At 59.3% G+C, this 18,402-nt stretch carries 21 protein-coding genes; 8 read left to right on the top strand and 13 right to left on the bottom strand.

The genetic code is table 11. The annotated features are described in order from the left end of the window. Positions 1–110: 110 nt before the first annotated feature. Together PMI32_RS01685 and PMI32_RS30480 are read right to left on the bottom strand one after the other, a co-directional pair. Positions 111–974, bottom strand: coding sequence for a DMT family transporter (locus tag PMI32_RS01685; protein WP_008035076.1), 864 nt, complete (start codon positions 972–974; stop codon positions 111–113). Between the two features lie 109 nt (positions 975–1,083). Next, positions 1,084–1,248 (bottom strand): hypothetical protein, encoded by a 165-nt coding sequence (locus PMI32_RS30480; RefSeq protein WP_177318199.1) that lies wholly within the window; start codon positions 1,246–1,248, stop codon positions 1,084–1,086. A gap of 185 nt (positions 1,249–1,433) precedes the next feature. Between PMI32_RS30480 and PMI32_RS0129300 the strand changes: the two genes are divergently transcribed. Both PMI32_RS0129300 and PMI32_RS30375 read left to right on the top strand, forming a co-directional pair. Further along, entirely contained in the window at positions 1,434–1,973 is a 540-nt protein-coding gene (locus tag PMI32_RS0129300) for a hypothetical protein (RefSeq protein WP_032829219.1), read from the top strand. A gap of 43 nt (positions 1,974–2,016) precedes the next feature. Further along, a complete protein-coding gene (locus PMI32_RS30375; RefSeq protein WP_157214384.1) occupies positions 2,017–2,196 on the top strand; it encodes a hypothetical protein in 180 nt (59 codons plus the stop codon). A gap of 43 nt (positions 2,197–2,239) precedes the next feature. Here PMI32_RS30375 and PMI32_RS01690 read toward each other — a convergent pair whose 3' ends face one another. Together PMI32_RS01690 and cysK are read right to left on the bottom strand one after the other, a co-directional pair. After that, positions 2,240–3,178, bottom strand: coding sequence for an aspartyl/asparaginyl beta-hydroxylase domain-containing protein (locus PMI32_RS01690; protein WP_008035075.1), 939 nt, complete (start codon positions 3,176–3,178; stop codon positions 2,240–2,242). Positions 3,179–3,408: 230 nt separating this feature from the next. Continuing rightward, complete coding sequence (gene cysK / locus PMI32_RS01695; protein ID WP_008035073.1) at positions 3,409–4,383, bottom strand: cysteine synthase A; 975 nt, start codon at positions 4,381–4,383, stop codon at positions 3,409–3,411. A 126-nt stretch (positions 4,384–4,509) separates the two neighbouring features. On the opposite strand from cysK, the gene PMI32_RS01700 reads away from it, so the two are divergent. Then, on the top strand, positions 4,510–5,586 hold the full coding sequence (locus tag PMI32_RS01700) for a DUF748 domain-containing protein (RefSeq protein WP_008035071.1): 1,077 nt from the start codon (positions 4,510–4,512) through the stop codon (positions 5,584–5,586). Here the strand turns inward: PMI32_RS01700 and PMI32_RS01705 are convergent. Continuing rightward, positions 5,583–6,083, bottom strand: coding sequence for a DUF2442 domain-containing protein (locus PMI32_RS01705; RefSeq protein WP_008035069.1), 501 nt, complete (start codon positions 6,081–6,083; stop codon positions 5,583–5,585). The genes PMI32_RS01700 and PMI32_RS01705 overlap by 4 nt on opposite strands. Beyond that, complete coding sequence (locus PMI32_RS01710) at positions 6,071–6,301, bottom strand: DUF4160 domain-containing protein (RefSeq protein WP_032829218.1); 231 nt, start codon at positions 6,299–6,301, stop codon at positions 6,071–6,073. Before PMI32_RS01710 ends, PMI32_RS01705 begins: the two co-directional genes overlap by 13 nt. A 201-nt stretch (positions 6,302–6,502) precedes the next feature. Between PMI32_RS01710 and PMI32_RS01715 the strand changes: the two genes are divergently transcribed. Together PMI32_RS01715 and PMI32_RS01720 are read left to right on the top strand one after the other, a co-directional pair. Further along, positions 6,503–7,348 (top strand): AAA family ATPase, encoded by an 846-nt coding sequence (locus tag PMI32_RS01715; protein WP_008035065.1) that lies wholly within the window; start codon positions 6,503–6,505, stop codon positions 7,346–7,348. 26 nt (positions 7,349–7,374) lie between these two features. Then, positions 7,375–8,553: a vWA domain-containing protein gene (locus tag PMI32_RS01720; RefSeq protein ID WP_008035063.1), complete on the top strand. Its 1,179-nt coding sequence runs from the start codon at positions 7,375–7,377 to the stop codon at positions 8,551–8,553. A 120-nt stretch (positions 8,554–8,673) separates the two neighbouring features. Here PMI32_RS01720 and PMI32_RS01725 read toward each other — a convergent pair whose 3' ends face one another. From PMI32_RS01725 to PMI32_RS01740, 4 genes are read right to left on the bottom strand one after another with little or no spacing between them, the layout of a single operon-like run. Then, positions 8,674–9,600, bottom strand: coding sequence for a 5-oxoprolinase subunit C family protein (locus tag PMI32_RS01725; protein ID WP_008035062.1), 927 nt, complete (start codon positions 9,598–9,600; stop codon positions 8,674–8,676). After that, on the bottom strand, positions 9,597–10,301 hold the full coding sequence (locus PMI32_RS01730) for a 5-oxoprolinase subunit B family protein (RefSeq protein WP_008035061.1): 705 nt from the start codon (positions 10,299–10,301) through the stop codon (positions 9,597–9,599). The genes PMI32_RS01725 and PMI32_RS01730 overlap by 4 nt, the downstream gene beginning before the upstream one ends. Continuing rightward, positions 10,298–11,050, bottom strand: a complete 753-nt coding sequence (locus PMI32_RS01735) for a 5-oxoprolinase subunit PxpA (RefSeq protein ID WP_008035059.1) — start codon at positions 11,048–11,050, stop codon at positions 10,298–10,300. The genes PMI32_RS01730 and PMI32_RS01735 overlap by 4 nt, the downstream gene beginning before the upstream one ends. 44 nt (positions 11,051–11,094) lie before the next feature. Beyond that, a complete protein-coding gene (locus PMI32_RS01740; RefSeq protein ID WP_008035057.1) occupies positions 11,095–12,381 on the bottom strand; it encodes an MFS transporter in 1,287 nt (428 codons plus the stop codon). Positions 12,382–12,539: 158 nt separating this feature from the next. Between PMI32_RS01740 and PMI32_RS01745 the strand changes: the two genes are divergently transcribed. After that, positions 12,540–13,454, top strand: a complete 915-nt coding sequence (locus tag PMI32_RS01745; RefSeq protein WP_008035056.1) for a LysR family transcriptional regulator — start codon at positions 12,540–12,542, stop codon at positions 13,452–13,454. Between the two features lie 4 nt (positions 13,455–13,458). Here the strand turns inward: PMI32_RS01745 and PMI32_RS01750 are convergent, their stop codons facing one another. Genes PMI32_RS01750 through PMI32_RS01760 form a run of 3 tightly spaced genes read right to left on the bottom strand, consistent with a single transcriptional unit; the run spans position 13,459 to position 15,318 of the window. Beyond that, positions 13,459–14,001, bottom strand: a complete 543-nt coding sequence (locus PMI32_RS01750; protein WP_008035055.1) for a DUF2937 family protein — start codon at positions 13,999–14,001, stop codon at positions 13,459–13,461. A 12-nt stretch (positions 14,002–14,013) separates the two neighbouring features. Beyond that, complete coding sequence (locus tag PMI32_RS01755) at positions 14,014–14,790, bottom strand: class II glutamine amidotransferase (RefSeq protein WP_008035054.1); 777 nt, start codon at positions 14,788–14,790, stop codon at positions 14,014–14,016. A gap of 30 nt (positions 14,791–14,820) precedes the next feature. Continuing rightward, positions 14,821–15,318, bottom strand: coding sequence for a hypothetical protein (locus PMI32_RS01760; protein WP_008035052.1), 498 nt, complete (start codon positions 15,316–15,318; stop codon positions 14,821–14,823). 244 nt (positions 15,319–15,562) lie between these two features. Here PMI32_RS01760 and PMI32_RS01765 point away from each other — a divergent pair, with 244 nt between their 5' ends. Together PMI32_RS01765 and PMI32_RS01770 are read left to right on the top strand one after the other, a co-directional pair. Beyond that, positions 15,563–17,617 carry a S9 family peptidase gene (locus PMI32_RS01765; RefSeq protein WP_008035050.1) on the top strand — a complete coding sequence of 685 codons (2,055 nt, stop codon included), beginning with the start codon at positions 15,563–15,565 and terminating at the stop codon, positions 17,615–17,617. A gap of 208 nt (positions 17,618–17,825) precedes the next feature. Next, entirely contained in the window at positions 17,826–18,299 is a 474-nt protein-coding gene (locus tag PMI32_RS01770; protein WP_008035048.1) for a cyclic nucleotide-binding domain-containing protein, read from the top strand. Positions 18,300–18,402: the final 103 nt, after the last annotated feature.

The raw sequence follows: 18,402 nt of genomic DNA, 5'->3' as shown, positions 1-18,402 counted from the left end.
CGAAAGGGGCAAGAGCCCTTGGTTACTTGGGGCTCTTCCAAGTGACTCGCTGTAAAAGCGAAACCGCCAGCAGCCATCACAAAAAAAACGGATATGCCCCCCCAACCGCTCTACCCCGCCTGACGAAACACCACCCCCAGACCAACAATAATCAGCACCATCCCCACCATGCTCAACACCGCAAGTTGGTTGCCGAAAAACAGATAATCCATCACCGCAGTCACCGCCGGCACCAGATAAAACAGACTGGTGACATTCACCAGATTGCCCCGGGCGATCAGCCGATACAGCAACAACGTCGCCAACACCGACACCACCAATCCCATCCACAACACCGGCACGATGAAACCGCTGCTGCGTTCAAAGTGAAAGGGCTGGAACGGCACGAAGATCCCGCACAACAACAGCCCCGCCAGATACTGCACCGGCAGCGTACCGAGGGGATTATCGGTGATGCGTTTCTGCATGATCGAACCGAACGTCATGCTCGCCAACGCCAGCAAACCGAAAAACATCCCGGCCAGCGACATGCCGGCCAGACCAATGCCCTGATACACCACCATGATCAATCCAGCCAAACCCAGCATCAAACCGAACACCCGGTTCGCTGAGCGCTGGCGCTCCATGATCACCACCGTGAGGATGGGCTGCACACCCATGATCGTGGCCATCACGCCCGGCGTGACCTTCAGGTCCAGGGCCAGCAGATAGAAAATCTGATAAGCACCCAGCAACACCACGCCAGTGGCCATCGCATACAGCATCGGCTTGCCACCCTTGGGCAGTTTCAGCTTGAGCAATGGCACCAGCAGCACCAATCCACAAAGCGCGATGGCGAAACGAATCAGCAAAAAAGCGAAGGGAGACGCGTGGGCCAGGCCCCATTTGGAGAAGATCGCCCCGCTGCTCCACAGCAAAACGAACAGGCTCGTGGACGCCGCCGCGAGCGCGGATTTTTTCGAAAGGACAAACATGAATACCACCTGTAGTCAGGCATAAAAAGCCAACTCAGCCGAAGCTGAAATCCAGTAGTTTTTCAGGCGAACGCTTTTAGAAGGGCATGGGAACAGCAGGGAAAGCTGATCAGCCCGAAACGCCAACGCCCGGCGGTGATACGACTGCGTACACCGGCGTGCTACGGACAGGTGGGGGGTAATGACTGATCTGCGCAGGTTGCTGATCCCCGCACGGCACGACGCCAGCGTGGACCGCTGAATCGACTACCGCGTTGATGAGGGAAGCAGGCATGGGCTGATCTTTTTTTGATGGGATGGACGGTGAATGGAAATCACCGAGCGCCGACTATAACCAGCGCTCGACATGGATTGCAATGACTTGGACAAAGGGCCAGTAGATACAGGTTGTTCTCCGCGTTCTACCTTGGAGAGGAAAGCAAACGCCCGATAGTGGGAATATGGAATGACAAAGATTTAATGCCAAGGGAACGGACTCAACTTCGGTATCAGCTGTACAGATCAAATGCTCGAAAGCTGGCAATTGCCACCCTATCCCGACTTCATCAAGAACTGGAGCATGGAGGGCAAGTCGGCTTCGATTTTTCCAGGATTCGTTTCGAACCAATCAACGCACAGGCATTGAATGCATTCCAGCACTGGAATGATCCGCACTATTCATGGAGTGAGGTCGTTGGATGGAAGGCAAAAGAGCCAATGTGTTTTGATCTGGCGATCTGGTTTGATCTGGAGTTATGCGGGCTGTGTTTTGCGAATCCAAACCAGAGTCGTCAACGAGTAAAGATCGTGCGATTGGAGGGTAATCCAGAAAGAGGTCATCCCCTGAAAAGTCTGATTGCTTCACTCGCACTGACCGCTGTTACTCACTTTGCACAAATCATTGGCTGCAGACAGATCGAAGTACAGGAACCTGTAAAGGGTGCCATCGCCATCTATCAGCAGCTTGGTTTTGAATTCGACACAGAGGGTCGGCTTGTGATGCTTATGGAGTGCGACTAATATCGGGCCAACTGCTCATTTAATGATCAACGCTGGAGATTCAATGAAAGCTCTCGCTGAAAAAAATATTGCAGATAGACAACCGATCAAGGCAACTCCGAAGCGACCACCCACTGAGTTGCCAGAAAGTGTTTTGCGTCGCATCAGAGATACACTGGCAAACCCGGTAACAGAAGAGCCGATGGGCGTTCTCGCTGGAGCTTCGTTCACCTTTTCCTCATAAAAAAACCGCTCACAAGGAGCGGTTCTTTATCCAAAGTCCGGTTTCACCCAAACAACCAATACCCCAACAACGTCAACACCACCACCGCGAGCACCGGCCGCAGCACACGGTAGGCTTTAGGATTGCGCCGCTTCCACTGCTTGACCACGCCGCTGACTTTGTCGCTGGAGTTCTTGCTCCAGGCGTAGGCCCGGTTAATCCCGCCGACACGCTCGTCATCGAGGTTCTGCGGCGCAGTGGCGCGACCGAGCAGGCTGCTGATCCAGCGGTTGATGCGGGTCATGATACGGTTGCTCAACGGACGTTCGATGTCGCAGAACAGAATGACCCGGGTCCTCTCCGTTTCGTTCTTGACCCAGTGCACATAGGTTTCGTCGAACATCACGTCTTCGCCATCACGCCAGGCGTATTCCTGACCGTCGACAAAGATGCGGCAATCATCGGAATTCGGAGTCGACAACCCCAGGTGATAACGCAGGGAACCGGCAAACGGATCGCGGTGCGGGTTGAGATGGCTGCCACCCGGCAGCAAGGCGAACATGGCGCCTTTGACGTTGGGAATGCTGCTGACCAGGGCCACGGTTTTCGGGCACAGCGTTTCGGCCGATGGCAGGGGTTTGTCGTACCACTTGAGGTAGAAACGCTTCCAGCCTTTCTTGAAGAACGAGCCAAAACCGGCATCGTTGTTTTTCTCGGCGGCGCGAATGTAACCCTCATCAAACAGGTGCATCGCTTCGTCGCGGATGACTTCCCAATTGTCCTTGAGCACATCAAGTTCCGGGAACTTGCTGCGATCCAGATAGGGTTTGGATGGCACGCTGGAGAACAGGTACATCAAGGCGTTGTACGGTGCGAACAAAGCGGAGTGGTTGACGAACTGACGCAAGACCGGCAATCGCGCCTTGCCGCGCAAGTGCACATAGAGGGTACTGCCGAGGAACAGCAGCAACAGCGATGCCTTCGCGGCAATGGTAAAGGTCATCTACAACTCCTTGAGAATTAGCAACTCTGCACTACGCCATTTACCCGACGTGGCAGTCGGCCATGATAAACACTACCGGCCTCGGGAAAAACCCGCTTTCCTCAACATTCACTGTTAAAGATTGTGCAACAACGCACTTCTTAACATATGTCTCCTGAACGGGGGCTGACCTGGATCAGCCCACTTGTCGGGATCAAAATCGAAACATCACTGCTTTGATTTGTTCACGATTACTGCTGATTCTCCTGCTCGGTAAAAAGATCGCTGAACAGCATGCTCGACAGGTAACGCTCACCGGAGTCCGGCAGAATCACCACGATGGTCTTGCCCTGCATTTCCGGCGTTTCGGCCAGGCGCACGGCCACAGCCATGGCCGCACCGCAAGAGATGCCGCACAAAATCCCTTCCTCCTGCATCAAGCGCAAAGCCATCGCCTTGGATTCGTCATCGGTGACCAACTCGACCCGGTCCACCATCGACAGATCGAGGTTCTTCGGCACAAAGCCGGCACCGATGCCCTGGATCTTGTGAGGACTAGGCTTGATCTCTTCACCGGCCAGCGCTTGCGTGATCACCGGAGACACCACGGGCTCCACTGCCACCGAGAGAATCGGTTTGCCCTGGGTATTCTTGATATACCGCGAAACCCCCGTAATGGTTCCGCCTGTTCCGACGCCGGCCACCAGCACATCAACGGCACCGTCGGTGTCGTTCCAGATTTCCGGACCAGTGGTTTTCTCGTGAATGGCCGGGTTGGCCGGGTTTTCGAATTGCGCCGGCATGAAGTAGAGGGACGGGTCGCTGGCAACCATTTCAGTGGCCTTTTCGATCGCACCTTTCATGCCTTTGGCCGGCTCGGTCAGTACCAGTTCGGCGCCCAACGCCTTGAGCACTTTGCGCCGTTCGATGCTCATGGACGCCGGCATGGTCAGCATCAACTTGTAGCCCCGTGCGGCGGCGACAAACGCCAGGCCAATGCCGGTGTTGCCGGAGGTCGGTTCGACGATGGTCATGCCAGGCTTGAGTTTGCCGGTGCTTTCGGCGTCCCAGATCATGTTCGCGCCAATCCGGCACTTCACCGAGTAACCAGGGTTGCGCCCCTCGATCTTGGCCAGGATGGTCACGCCACGCGGCGCAATGCGGTTGATCTGCACCAGCGGCGTATTGCCGATGGAATGGGCGTTGTCAGCAAAGATACGGCTCATAGCTGGGTCCTTATGCAGCGTTGAATTAGCCCTCCACGGTATGCCTGTTGCCCGTGGTCGTCCAGTCAGTCGAACGTCCGGCCCGCACAGCAGTCAATCGCATTACACCGCCAGAGATTTGCCGCCATGAAGCGTCGATACAGTTGGCCTCTGTGGACCCTCGCCGGCCTCCTCATGTTGCTGTTTGCCCTGCACATCGCCCTGCCCTATCTGGTGCGTGACTACCTGAACGAACGATTGGCGAATATGGGTGACTATCGCGGGCAGATCACCGACGTGGACCTGGCCCTGTGGCGCGGCGCCTACAAAATCAACGGGCTGAAAATCGTCAAGGTCGAAGGCAAGGTCCCGGTGCCTTTCGTCAATGCGCCGCTGATCGATCTTTCCGTCAGTTGGCACTCGCTCTGGTACGACCACGCCGTGGTGGCCAAGGCGCAGTTCGTCAAACCCGAAGTGAACTTCGTCGACGGCGGCGCCAACAAGAAAAACTCCCAGACCGGTGAAGGCACCGATTGGCGGGCACAATTGGAGAAATTGCTACCGATCACCCTGAACGAAGTGCGGATCAGCGACGGCAAGATCAGCTTCCGGAACTTCAATTCCAAGCCCCCCGTGAACATGAACGCCACCCAGGTCAACGCCAGCATTTACAACCTGACCAACGTCGTCGACAAGGAAGGCAAGCGCGACGCACGGTTCGATGGCAAAGCGCTGCTGCTGGGGCACGCGCCACTGGAAACCAGCGCAACCTTCGATCCGCTGAGCGACTTCGAGGATTTCCAGTTCCGACTACGAGCCACGGGCATCGAACTCAAACGCATGAACGACTTCGCCTCGGCCTACGGCAAGTTTGATTTCAATGCCGGGCATGGTGATGTAGTGATTGAAGCGCAAGCGAAAAAAGCCCAATTGACTGGCTACATCAAGCCACTGCTCAAAGACGTCGATGTGTTCAACTGGCAACAGGACGTCGAGAACAAGGACAAAGGGCTGTTCCGCTCCATTTGGGAGGCCATTGTCGGTGGCTCCGAAACCGTGCTGAAAAACCAGGGCAAGAACCAGTTTGCAACGCGCGTTGAATTGAGTGGCAGCGTTCACCGGCAAGATATCAGCGCGTTCCACGCGTTTTTGCAGATTTTACGCAACGGTTTTGTGCAGGCCTTCAATGCCCGGTATGAACGGCCGAAGCCGGAGGCCGGTTAGGGTTTGCGTGTAACGGTGTAACGGCCGGTTTCTTCAGCTGCCCGCGCCGGATCTCGCAGCTGCAGAAAATCCCACCCCAGACAGGCCAGCGCCAATGACCGGGGCACGGCTTCACGGCCACTGCTGTAACGCGTGATGCTGCGGGCACTCACCCCCAAAGCCTCGGCGGCCTGATTGAGCGGCAACCCGGTACGCGCACGCCAGTCGATGAAGATCCGGGTGTTTTCATCCGCTGCGTTTTGCGCGAGTGCATCCAGATAAACAGTGTCTGCGCCGATCTGGATATCCTGCTCAGGCCATTCGACGCACCAGCCATCATCGCCCAGGGTTGCACTGGCGAAAGCTCCCGCCTCCAGCAACGGCTGCAATCCAGGATAGGTACGCAGGTCACGGCTCAAATCGAGCGTCAATTGCTGACCATCGATAAATGTCAGCGCCAAACGGTAATCCGGCAACGCCTGCACGGCAGACAACCGTGGTCGTTTCATGGGTAACATCGTTTCCAGTCCTCCAGTAACTGCACCTGATGGGTCCTGACCCATTCCAGAGCTTCCTTGATAATCAACGGCGGCGCCTTGCCGACCATCACTTCAACCGTTTCCAGGCTGAGCATCACATCCAGCCCGCCACCGGTCAGGTGGACATGGGGCGGCGGATGGTCCTTCTCTCGCAACTGAATGCGGTACGTATCGCGAAATCGATATTTAGTAGACATGCTCCGCAAGCTATCGCCAAAATGGCGATAGCTCAATACTGGCCAGCCGCCGAGACTGAGTCAAGATGTGACGCCCCATTCAGAGACTGAATAAGCCGTCTGCGTTCACAGTCGACCGGGCAGCGCGTTATAGTCGGGTACTACAATTATTGCGCCCCGCCCTGCCCTGTCAGGTCGGCGTTACCGTTCGAGGATTAGCAGATGAAGTTCGAAGGCACCCAGGCCTACGTCGCCACCGATGACTTGAAGCTGGCGGTCAACGCCGCCATCACCCTGGAGCGTCCGCTGCTGGTCAAGGGCGAGCCGGGCACCGGCAAGACCATGCTGGCCGAGCAACTGGCCGAGTCTTTCGGCGCCAAGCTGATCACCTGGCACATCAAATCCACGACCAAGGCGCATCAGGGCCTGTACGAGTACGACGCGGTCAGCCGCCTGCGTGATTCGCAGCTGGGCACCGAAAAGGTCCATGACGTTCGCAACTACCTGAAGAAGGGCAAGCTCTGGGAGGCTTTCGAGTCTGAAGAGCGGGTGATTCTGCTGATCGACGAAATCGACAAGGCCGACATCGAGTTCCCGAACGACCTGCTGCAAGAACTCGACAAGATGGAGTTCTACGTTTACGAGATCGACGAGACCATCAAGGCCAAGAAGCGCCCGATCATCATCATTACCTCCAACAACGAGAAAGAGCTGCCGGACGCGTTCCTGCGCCGCTGCTTCTTCCACTACATTGCGTTCCCGGATCGCGTCACGCTGCAGAAAATCGTCGACGTGCACTACCCGGACATCAAGAAGGATCTGGTCAGCGAAGCGCTGGACGTGTTCTTCGACGTGCGCAAGGTGCCGGGACTGAAGAAGAAGCCATCGACCTCAGAACTGGTGGACTGGCTGAAGCTGCTGATGGCCGACAATATCGGCGAAGCGGTGCTGCGCGAACGCGATCCGACCAAGGCCATTCCGCCGCTGGCCGGTGCTTTGGTGAAGAACGAACAGGACGTGCAATTGCTTGAGCGCCTGGCGTTCATGAGTCGTCGCGGTACTCGCTAAGCTCTGATTAAGTAGGGGCTAACGCCATGTTGCTCAACCTGTTCAATGAAATGCGTGCAGCCAAGGTGCCCGTCTCGGTGCGCGAGCTGCTGGACCTGATCAACGCGCTGAAACAGCGCGTGACCTTCGCCGACATGGACGAGTTCTACTACCTGTCCCGGGCGATTCTGGTGAAGGACGAAAAGCATTTCGACAAGTTCGACCGAGCGTTCGGTGCTTACTTCAATGGCCTGGAAAAACTCGACGATCACCTTCAGGCCCTGATTCCTGAAGACTGGTTGCGCAAGGAATTCGAGCGTTCGCTGACCGACGAAGAGCGGGCGGCGATCCAGTCCCTTGGCGGGCTGGACAAGCTGATCGAAGAATTCAAGAAACGCCTGGAAGAACAGAAAGAACGCCACGCCGGTGGCAACAAGTGGATCGGCACTGGCGGCACCAGCCCGTTCGGTTCCGGCGGCTTCAACCCGGAAGGCATTCGGGTCGGCGATGCCGGCAAGCGCCAGGGCAAGGCGGTCAAGGTCTGGGATCAGCGCGAGTACAAGAACCTCGACGATTCGGTGGAACTGGGCACGCGCAACATCAAAGTCGCCCTGCGTCGGCTGCGTAAGTTCGCCCGTCAGGGTGCGGCCGAAGAACTGGACATCGATGGCACCATCGACCACACCGCCAAGGATGCCGGGCTGTTGAGTATCCAGATGCGGCCGGAGCGGCGTAACACCGTCAAGCTGTTGCTGCTGTTCGACATCGGCGGTTCGATGGATGCGCACGTGAAGATCTGCGAGGAGTTGTTCTCGGCCTGCAAGACCGAGTTCAAACACCTGGAGTACTTCTACTTCCACAACTTCATTTATGAATCGGTGTGGAAGAACAACATGCGCCGCACCTCCGAGCGCACGTCGACCCAGGACCTGCTGCACAAGTACGGCGCCGACTACAAAGTGATCTTCATCGGTGACGCGGCGATGGCGCCTTATGAAATCACCCAGGCCGGCGGCAGCGTCGAGCACTGGAACGAAGAAGCCGGTTACGTGTGGATGCAGCGGTTCAAGGAGAAGTACAAGAAGCTCATCTGGATCAACCCATATCCGAAAGATACGTGGGGCTATACGTCGTCGACCAATATCGTTCGGGATTTGATTGATGATCAGATGTACCCGCTGACGTTGCGGGGGCTTGAGGAAGGGATGCGGTTTCTTTCCAAGTAATCTTTGCCGTCCGCCAGGGCCCCATCGCGAGCAGGCTCGCTCCCACACTGGATTTTGAGCGTACACAAATTACGTGTTCGCAGAAGTTCAACTGTGGGAGTGAGCCTGCTCGCGATGCTTTTAGCGGTCTGAAAACCGGCGCAAATACTCGACCTGTTCGCGATGCGCGACATCCTGCACCACCGGCCGCAACCGCACCGTCGCCCCCGGCAGACACTGCGCCAGCCGCGCCAGCGCCAACGGCGTCAACGCCCCCAGTCGCGGATAACCGCCAATGGTCTGCCGATCATTGAGCAGCACAATCGGCTGCCCGTCCGGCGGCACCTGCACCGCACCCAGCGGAATGCCCTCGGAAATCATCGGTTTGCCCTGGTACTGCAACGCTGTTCCCAGCAAGCGAATACCCATGCGGTCGGCGCGACTGTCGAGGGTCCAGGCGCTGTTGAACGCATCGAACAGACTCTGGCCGCTGAACTCGCCGATCTGCGCGCCGAGTACCACGTCCAGTGGCAAATCGGATTTGAAGTCCGGTACTTGTTCGCGAGGCAACTCGCGCATCAGCAACGGCGCTTCAGCCGAATAGCTCAGCGACGCACCTTTGGCCAACGCCCGCCCCATACCGTCCAGCCCACCCAACTCCTCACGCACCACCGTCGCGCTGCTGCCTAACACCTTCGGCGCATCAAAGCCGCCCGGTGCCGCCAGATAAGCCCGCGCCCCCAAGAGTGGCTGAGTGAACTGCAAACGCTGACCTTTGCGCAGCTTGAAACTGCGCCACGGCGTCAGCGCCTGACCGTCAAGCTGTGCGCCAAGGTCCGCCCCGGCCAGCGCGAGCAAGCAATCGTCCTCGGCCACCACGGTAAATCCGCCGAGTGTGATTTCGATCACCGCTGCATCCAGCGCATTGCCCAGCAGCCAGTTGGCCCAGGACATCGAGCGCCAATCCAGCCCGCCGCCCTGGGTCACGCCCAGATGCCGCACGCCAAAACGGCCGGCATCCTGCAACAGGCACAACGGTGTGCTCGCTTCAATCGATAGCCGGCTCATGCCTGCGCCTCCAGTGGCGTGTCGTCACCGCCCAGGTTGATGAACTCGGCGTGGCTGACCGCTTGAAAACGCACGGTGTCGCCCGGTTGCATCAGGCTGTAGCCATCGCGTTCGCGGTCGAACAGTTTGGCCGGGGTGCGGCCGATCAGGTTCCAGCCGCCGGGGGACACCACCGGGTAGGCAGCGGTTTGCCGTTCGGCGATCCCCACGCTGCCGGCCGCGACTTTTTTGCGCGGCGTATTCAGGCGCGGTGCGGCGAGGACTTCTTCCACCAACCCCATAAAGGCAAAACCCGGCGCGAAGCCCAAGGCGAACACCTGATATTCACGGTCACTGTGGCGGCGAATCACCTCCTCCACGGCCAGCCCGCTGCGCTGAGACAACAGGCGTAATTCCGGACCGACGCTCACGTCATACCAGACCGGCAGCACATGACATTTTCCGCCGGTGCGGGTGTTGGGCGACAAATCGATCAGTGCTTCGGCGATCAATTCCCGCGCCTGCGCCGGGCTCAATGCGGTCAGATCGTAATGCACCATCAACGTCGTATACGACGGCACCAGATCGATCAGATGCGCACCAAACGCCGCACGCAGGTTTTCGCTGGCAGCGAGCATCCACGGCATGTTGGCTTCGGCGATCTCATCGAACAGCCGCACCATCAGGCAATCCAGCGCCACCACTTCCACCCGAAGTTTCATGGCGCACTCTGCTGATCGAGGGCTTCGCGAATGCGCCGCACGGCCGCCACGGAACTGGCGTTGTCACCGTGTACGCACAGGGTGTTGGCCTGTAGATGCAAGGCGCTGCCATCGCTAGCGGTCAGGTTGTCACCACGGGCGATGGTCAGTGCCTGTTCGATAATTTTTTCCGGGTCGTGATGCACTGCACCCGGCAGTTGCCGCGAAACCAGCATGCCGGCGCTGTCATAGGCACGATCGGCGAACGCTTCGAACCACAACGTCACGCCGTATTCATCACCCAATCGCTGTGCGGCACTATTGTCGCGGGTCGCCATCAGCATCAGCGGCAACGTCTTGTCATAAGACGCCACGGCCTGCAGCACGGCGCGCAATTGCGCCGGGTTGGCCATCATGTCGTTGTACATCGCGCCGTGGGGTTTGACGTAGCTGACACGCCCGCCCTGTGCCCGGCAGAGGCCGTCGAGGGCGCCGATCTGATAGTGCAGAATGTCCTGAAGTTCCTGGGCGGTATACGCCATGGAGCGACGACCGAACCCGACCAGATCCTGATAGGCCGGATGGGCGCCGATCTGCACGCCGTTGCTCAGGGCCAGGCTGACGGTCTTGCGCATGATGCTCGGATCGCCGGCGTGAAAGCCGCAGGCGATGTTGGCGCAATCGATAAAGGGCATGACCTCGGCGTCCAGACCCATGGTCCAGTTGCCGAAGCTCTCGCCGATGTCGCAGTTCAATAGCAGGCGGCTCACGGTGAACACTCCTGTAGGTTTTGTTCTTTTCAGATGTGGGCAGATTACTGCGCATCCAGTTGTTTGCCACGGGTTTCCGGCAGGCTCAACGCCGCAAGGATCACCACCCCGTAGGAAACCGCCGCGAACGCCCCGATGCCTACGCTCAATGGCACCTTCTGGCTGAGCAAGCCGATCAACAGCGGAAACAACGCCGCCAGCGCCCGGCCTATGTTGTAGCAAAAGCCCTGGCCCGAACCGCGAATCCGCGTTGGAAACAACTCGGTCAGGAAGGCACCCATGCCGCTGAAAATCCCCGAGGCAAAGAAGCCCAACGGAAAGCCCAGCCACAGCATCACGCCGTTACTGACCGGCAATTGTGTGTAGAGCAACACGATGGTGAACGAACCCACCGCGAACAGAATGAAGTTTTTCTTACGGCCAAGGATGTCAGTCAAATACGCGCTGATGACGTAACCGACGTAGGAACCGACGATCACCATCGCCAGATAACCGCCCGTGCCGAGTACGCTCAAACCACGTTCGTTCTTCAGGAACGTCGGCAGCCAGGAAGTGATTGCGTAGTAACCGCCCAGTGCGCCGGTGGTCAGTATCGAAGCGCGAAGCGTGGTGAAGAGGATGCCGGGGGCGAATATCTCGTAGAACTTCGCCGGGTTGCTCGGTTCCTGTTTGGCTTTGGCTTCGCGGTAGATTTCCGGGTCCTTGACCAGGCGACGGACGAAGATCACGAAAACCGCCGGGACGATGCCGAGGATAAACAGTGCACGCCACGCGTCTTCCGGTGGCAACACCGAGAACAGCAGCGCATACAGGATCGCCGTCAGCCCCCAACCCAGCGCCCAGCCCGATTGCACCATGCCCACCGCTTTGCCACGGTCCTTGGCGCGAATCACTTCACCCATCAGCACCGCGCCGGCGGTCCACTCGCCGCCAAAACCGAAACCCATCAAGGTGCGGCTGATCAGCAGTTGTTCGTAGTTTTGCGCGAAGCCGCAGAGGAAGGTGAAGAAGGCGAACCACAGCACCGTCAGTTGCAAGGTGCGCACGCGGCCGATGCGGTCGGAGAGAATACCCGCCACCCAGCCGCCGATGGCCGAGGCAATCAGCGTACTGGTATGAATCAGCCCGGCCTCGCCGGTGGTGATGCCCCACATCGCAATGAGGGTCGGCACCACGAAGCTGAGCATCTGGGTGTCCATGCCGTCCAGGCCGTAGCCGATCTTGCAGCTCCAGAATGTGCGGCGTTCCTGCTGATTGATGTTGCGGTACCAGTCGAAAGGTCCCGGGCGAGCCGTGGCTTTCGGGATGACGGTGGTGTCGGGCGCACTCATGGCAACTCTCCGTGCAAATTTTATTGGTATTGTTCTGAGCCCCGACGACGCCTATCGTGGGAACCGGATGGCCTGATTTTTGGGCGCACGCCCCTATTGCGTCCAACTAATAAAAACCCGCCTTAGACATAAGAAAACTTTATCCACGAGCTGACTCCATGAACCTGAAGTTTCTCGAGACCTTCGTCTGGGTCGCCCGACTCAAAAGTTTTCGCCTGACCGCCGACAAGCTCTTCACCACCCAGGCGTCGATTTCCAGCCGCATCGCCGTGCTCGAAGGCGAACTCGGGGTGAAGCTGTTCCTGCGCGATTCACGCGGCGTGAGCCTGACGCCCGAAGGCTTGAAAGTGCTCGAACATGCCGAGCAGATGATGGACACCATGCAGGCGCTCAAGCAGTCGATCGAGACCCGCTCCAGCAAGGTCGGCCGGGTGCGCATTGGCGTGATGGACACGGTGATTCATACCTGGCTGAGCCCGTTGGTAGCGCAGATGACGGATCACTATCCACTGGTGGAAATCGAGCTGGTGGCCGATACCTCGCTCAACCTCTGCGATCAGCTGCAAAAAGGCTTCCTCGACTTGATCCTGCAAACCGACCTGCTGCGTCAGGAAAGCGTGCGCAGCCTGGAGCTGGCCAGTCACCCGATGGGCTGGATCGCTGCCAGCAACTCGATCTACAACCGCGAGTATTCCAGCGTGGCCGATCTGGCGCGGGAGCGGATCATTACCTACTCGAAAAACTCACACCCGCATCAAGAGGTGCTCGCGTTGATGCAGGCCAATGGCGTCATGACGCCACGGCTGAACTGCGTGAATTCGGTGTCGGCGATTACCCGGCTGCTGCGGGACGGTTTCGGCATTGGCGCGTTGCCACCGGTGCTGGTGGCCGAGGAGCTGGCGCGCGGCGAATTGACCTTGCTGGCCATCGATCAACGGCCACCGGATCTACAGGTGGTGGTGTCCTGGCGGACCGGGGCGGAATGGGTCGAGGAGATTGTGGCGTTGTGTCAGCAGGTGCTGGCGGGGTATGCGCGCAAGGTCGGCGAAAACTACATCGTCCTTGCGCGCTGATCACTTACAACCCGCGTAAATCCCGCTCTTCAATCGGCCGACTCTGGCGCAGGCGCTTGCCGCCCAGCACCACCCAGTCGATCAGCCGGAACAGGCATTCAATCCCGAACGACAGCAGCAACGCGCCGCTCATGCCCCAGATCATCGCTTCCGGCGTCAGCAGGATCTGGTAGCTGTAGCCGTTCCAGGTTTCCTTGCGGATATCCGGGTCGGCGGCCAGTACAACCTGCAGGAAGCGGATGTACCACGGGCCTTGCATGGCCTGGAATTGTTTATCGAGGGCCAGTTGACGGGTCAGCAGGTTGCTCAGGCTGTCGGCATCGCTGCGGAAAACCGGGTCTTCGCTGGCGCGGTAATGGGCGACCAGGGCCTGCATGTCACCCTTGAAAAATTGAATGGCGGTGCCCTGGAAACCGCTCAAGCCGGTCTGCGCCTCAATCAGGTGCGCTTCGACCCGCTTGGCGTAGTCGTTGATGAACCCCGGCACCTGGACGCCGATCAACAGGCCCGCCGCGAACAACACCAGCCGTAGATAACTGAGCAACATGGGGGAGAATCCTTATTCGGTCTTGCCCTGGCTGACGCATTCACCGCGTCGCCAGAGGCTCCATTGGCCCGGTTCGTAGCGGGTCCAGGTTTCGTTTTCGGTCAGGGGCTCGGTGGCGATGACCGTGACCACGTCGTTGGGCGTGGTTTCGGCCTGGAAATCGACGATCACGTCGACATCCTTCAAGCGCGCCGGGCCGAACGGTGCACGACGGGTAATCTGCGCCAATTTGGTCGAGCAATAGCAGAACAGCCAATCGCCGTCGCTGAGCAGGCAGTTGAACACGCCTTTGCTACGGTATTCGGCGCAGGCGGCTACCAGATCGGGCAGCAGTGTTTCGATCTCTACCGGTTCCGGGAACGCCGCGCGTACGCGGTTGAGCAGATCGCAGAACGCCGCTTCACTGTCGGTATCGCCGACCGGGCGATAAAAGCTGGTGATCGGCTGAAAGTCCGCCAGTTGGCCGTTGTGGGCGAAACACCAGTTGCGCCCCCACAGTTCGCGCACGAACGGATGGGTATTGGACAGACAGACCTTGCCGACGTTGGCCTGGCGGATATGGCCGATGACCACTTCGCTCTTGATCGGATAACGTTGCACCAGGTTGGCGACTTCAGACTCGCTGCTCGCCGCCGGGTCCTGGAACAGGCGCAGGCCGCGGCCTTCATAAAAGGCGATGCCCCAACCGTCACGGTGCGGGCCTGTGCGGCCGCCGCGCTGCATCAGCCCGGTAAAGCTGAACACGATATCGGTCGGCACATTGGCGCTCATGCCCAATAACTCACACATGCTCGGACTCTCTGTAAGGCAGGGGCAAGGTTACAAACGCGGTTCGACGCGCATACGCTGAGGGTTGCTCGGGACCGGCGGACGACCGTAACGGTCATCACCGGCACCGCCGAAAGGATGATCGTCGTCAGGGTCGTCGGCCCGGGCCGCAGCCTTGGCGGCCGCCGTGCGTTCCTTGCGAGCGTTGGAAGCGCGTTCGATCGGGAATCGGATCGCCACGAACACCAGGTAAATGCCGAAGGCGATCATGCCGTACATGAACAGGTCGGAGACCGCTCGCCAGGCGTTGTTGCCGACCTTGAACGCGAGATCGAGGGTGGTAATGGCGATGGCCGGTGCGACCTTTTCCTTCACAGGATCGATGATCGTCGGGCTGAACAGCAACACAGCGACCAGCAGCCGCAGAGGCTCGCGCAACCAGCGCCAAATCCAGCGGGTCATGCGCATCCACACCAACAGGCAGCCTAAAGCGGCGAAGGCGTAAAGGCCCCAAGCGATCAGATAGTCGTTCTCGGTCATGGTGTCCATGGCAAGGCAGGCAAAGAGGCGCTTATAGTAACGACTTTTCGCACATCAGGCTTGCCCCAATGCCGGCCGGCTATGCACAAACCCTGTGGGAGCGAGACCGGCTTGCCGGCGAAGGCGTCCTGTCAGCAACATTGATGGCGACTGACACACCGCTTTCGCGAGCAGGCTCGCTCCCACAGGGATTTGCGTCATTTGCCTATAGCCTGCGAAGCCCTCTATTCCGTACATCGCCCGAGAGCCCTTCATGCCCCAATCCGCCAACATCACCAGCGCCCCGATTGCCCACAAGGCTGAAGGTTCTGACCCGTATGCCTGGCTGCAGGAACGCGACACCGACGTGGTGCTCGATTACCTCAAGGCTGAAAACCGCTATCTAGAGGCGCAAACCGCCGATCAGGCCGGTCTGCGCGAAACCCTCTTCGAAGAGATCAAGGGCCGGATTCTCGAAACCGACCTGTCGCTGCCCTCCCCGTGGGGCCCGTATCTGTATTACACGCGCACCACCGCCGGCGACGAATACGCCCGTCACTACCGCTGCCCGCGCCCGGCGGATGACAGCCTGCAACTCGACGAAAGCCAGGAACAGCTGCTGCTGGACCCGAACGAACTGGCCAACGGCGGTTTCTTTTCCCTCGGCGCGTTCAGCATCAGCCCGGACCACCAGCGCCTGGCCTACAGCCTCGACACCACGGGCGATGAGATTTACACGCTGTTCGTGAAGGAATTATCCAGCGGCCGCGTCAGCGAACTGGAATTCGCCGACTGCGATGGCAGCATGACCTGGGCCAACGACAGCCTGACGCTGTTTTTCGGCGAACTGGATGACACCCATCGCCCGCACAAACTGTTCCGCTATCGACTGGACGGCACGGCGGCCGAAGAAGTGTTCCATGAGCCGGACGGCCGCTTCTTCATGCATTGCTACCGTTCAAGCTCGGAGCAGCAATTGCTGCTGGCGCTGGGCAGCAAGACCACCAGCGAAGTCTGGGTGCTCGACGCGTTCCAGCCGCAACAGGCGTTTACCTGCGTGGCGCCACGGGTCGAAGACCACGAGTACGACGTCGACCACGGCACCCTCGACGGCGAGTGGACCTGGTTCATTCGCACGAACCGCGACGGCATCAACTTTGCCCTGTACACGGCCGTCGATACCGGCGTCGCGCCGACCGAAGCCGACTGGCAGAACCTGATTCCCCACAGCGACACCACGATGATCGACGGCATGAGCCTCAACGCCGGCGCGCTGACGCTGCGCCTGCGGGTCGGCGGCTTGCCGATCATCGAGGTTCACCCGCAAGACCTGCCGAGCTACCGCGTGCAATTGCCGGATGCGGCCTACAGCCTGCACGTACAAAACAGCCTGGAGTTCGTCAGCGAGCGGATCCGCTTGCGCTATGAAGCATTGAACCGTCCGGCGCAAATCCGCCAACTGGACCTGGTCAGCGGCGAACAGAAAGTGCTCAAGGAAACCCCGGTGCTCGGCCCGTTCGACGCCGACGCCTATGTCAGCCAGCGCCTTTGGGCGACCGCACCGGACGGCACGCAAGTGCCGATCAGCCTGGTGGTCAAGCGCGAAGCCCTCGGCAAGCCGACACCCCTTTATCTGTACGGCTACGGCGCCTACGGCGAAAGCCTCGACCCGTGGTTCTCCCACGCGCGCCTGAGCCTGCTGGACCGCGGCGTGGCGTTTGCCATTGCGCACGTGCGCGGCGGCGGCGAGTTGGGTGAAGCCTGGTATCGCGCCGGCAAACAGGAACACAAGCACAACACCTTCAGCGACTTCATCGCCTGCGCCGAGCACCTGATCGCCAACGGCTTCACCACCTCACAGCAATTGGCGATCAGCGGCGGCAGTGCCGGCGGGTTGTTGATCGGCGCGGTGCTTAACATGCGGCCGGAGCTGTTCGGCGCGGCGATTGCCGAAGTGCCGTTCGTCGATGTGTTGAACACGATGCTCGACCCGGATCTGCCGCTGACCGTCACGGAATACGACGAGTGGGGTAATCCTGAAGAGCCGGACGTTTATGATCGGATCAAGGCCTACGCCCCGTACGAAAACGTCACCGCGCAGGCTTATCCGGCGACGCTGGTGATCGCCGGCTACAACGACAGTCGCGTGCAGTACTGGGAAGCGGCGAAGTGGGTAGCGAAATTGCGCGCGACCAAAACCGATACCCATCAACTGCTGCTCAAGACCGAATTGGGCGCCGGGCATGGCGGAATGAGTGGCCGTTATCAGGGATTGCGTGACGTAGCACTCGAATACGCATTTGTTTTCGGGGTTTTGGGCATTGCCTGAGGAACTTGGCTCGGTGATTCGGTCTTAACACCAGAGCACCGGGGCTGCTGCCACACAATTCTAATGTGGGAGCGGGCTTGCTCGCGAAAGCGGTGTGTCAGTCGCAATCACTGTTGACTGACACGCCCCCTTCGCGAGCAAGCCCGCTCCCACAGGGGATTGAGTCCACTCAAAAACCGGTATAGACACAACAAAAGACCGTGACGAAATGTCAGAACCGACCTTACTGAACAACGAAATCCGCGACTGGCTGATGGACTGTGGCCTGTTCGATCAACTGCTGCCCGCCGACTTCGCAGCCGCCTCGGGCTACTTCAGCATCAGCACGGTGGCCGAGGGCGAAGAGATCTTCCGCGAAGGCGATGCCGGCAGTTTCATGTGCATCATCCATACCGGCCAGGTCGCGGTACAAAAAACCAACAGCGACGGGCAGCGGGTGACCATGGCCACGCTGCGCAGCGGTCGGGCGTTCGGCGAAATGGCTGTGCTCGATGGCGAACGGCGCTCCGCCAGTTGCGTGGCCGCGAGCAATTGCCAGCTGCTGAACCTGGGCAAGGACTCCCTGGAAAAGATGCTCAACGACGCGCCGAAAATCGCCGCCAAGATTATCCGCGCCCTCGCCGTCTCCCTGTCAAAACGCCTGCGCATGGCCGACGGCCAGCTACTCTCGCAGCAGGTTTAACCACCCGGCGACTTGATCTTCGTGCGGTTCTGCTCAAGCCCCGGCAAGGGCTGATCCTTGGGCGGGCTGGGCACGATGATCGGCGGCAACAGCGGCGGCCCGC

Source organism: Pseudomonas sp. GM60, assembly GCF_000282415.1.
GTDB lineage: Bacteria > Pseudomonadota > Gammaproteobacteria > Pseudomonadales > Pseudomonadaceae > Aquipseudomonas > Aquipseudomonas migulae.
This window is presented reverse-complemented; position numbering and strand designations above follow the sequence as displayed.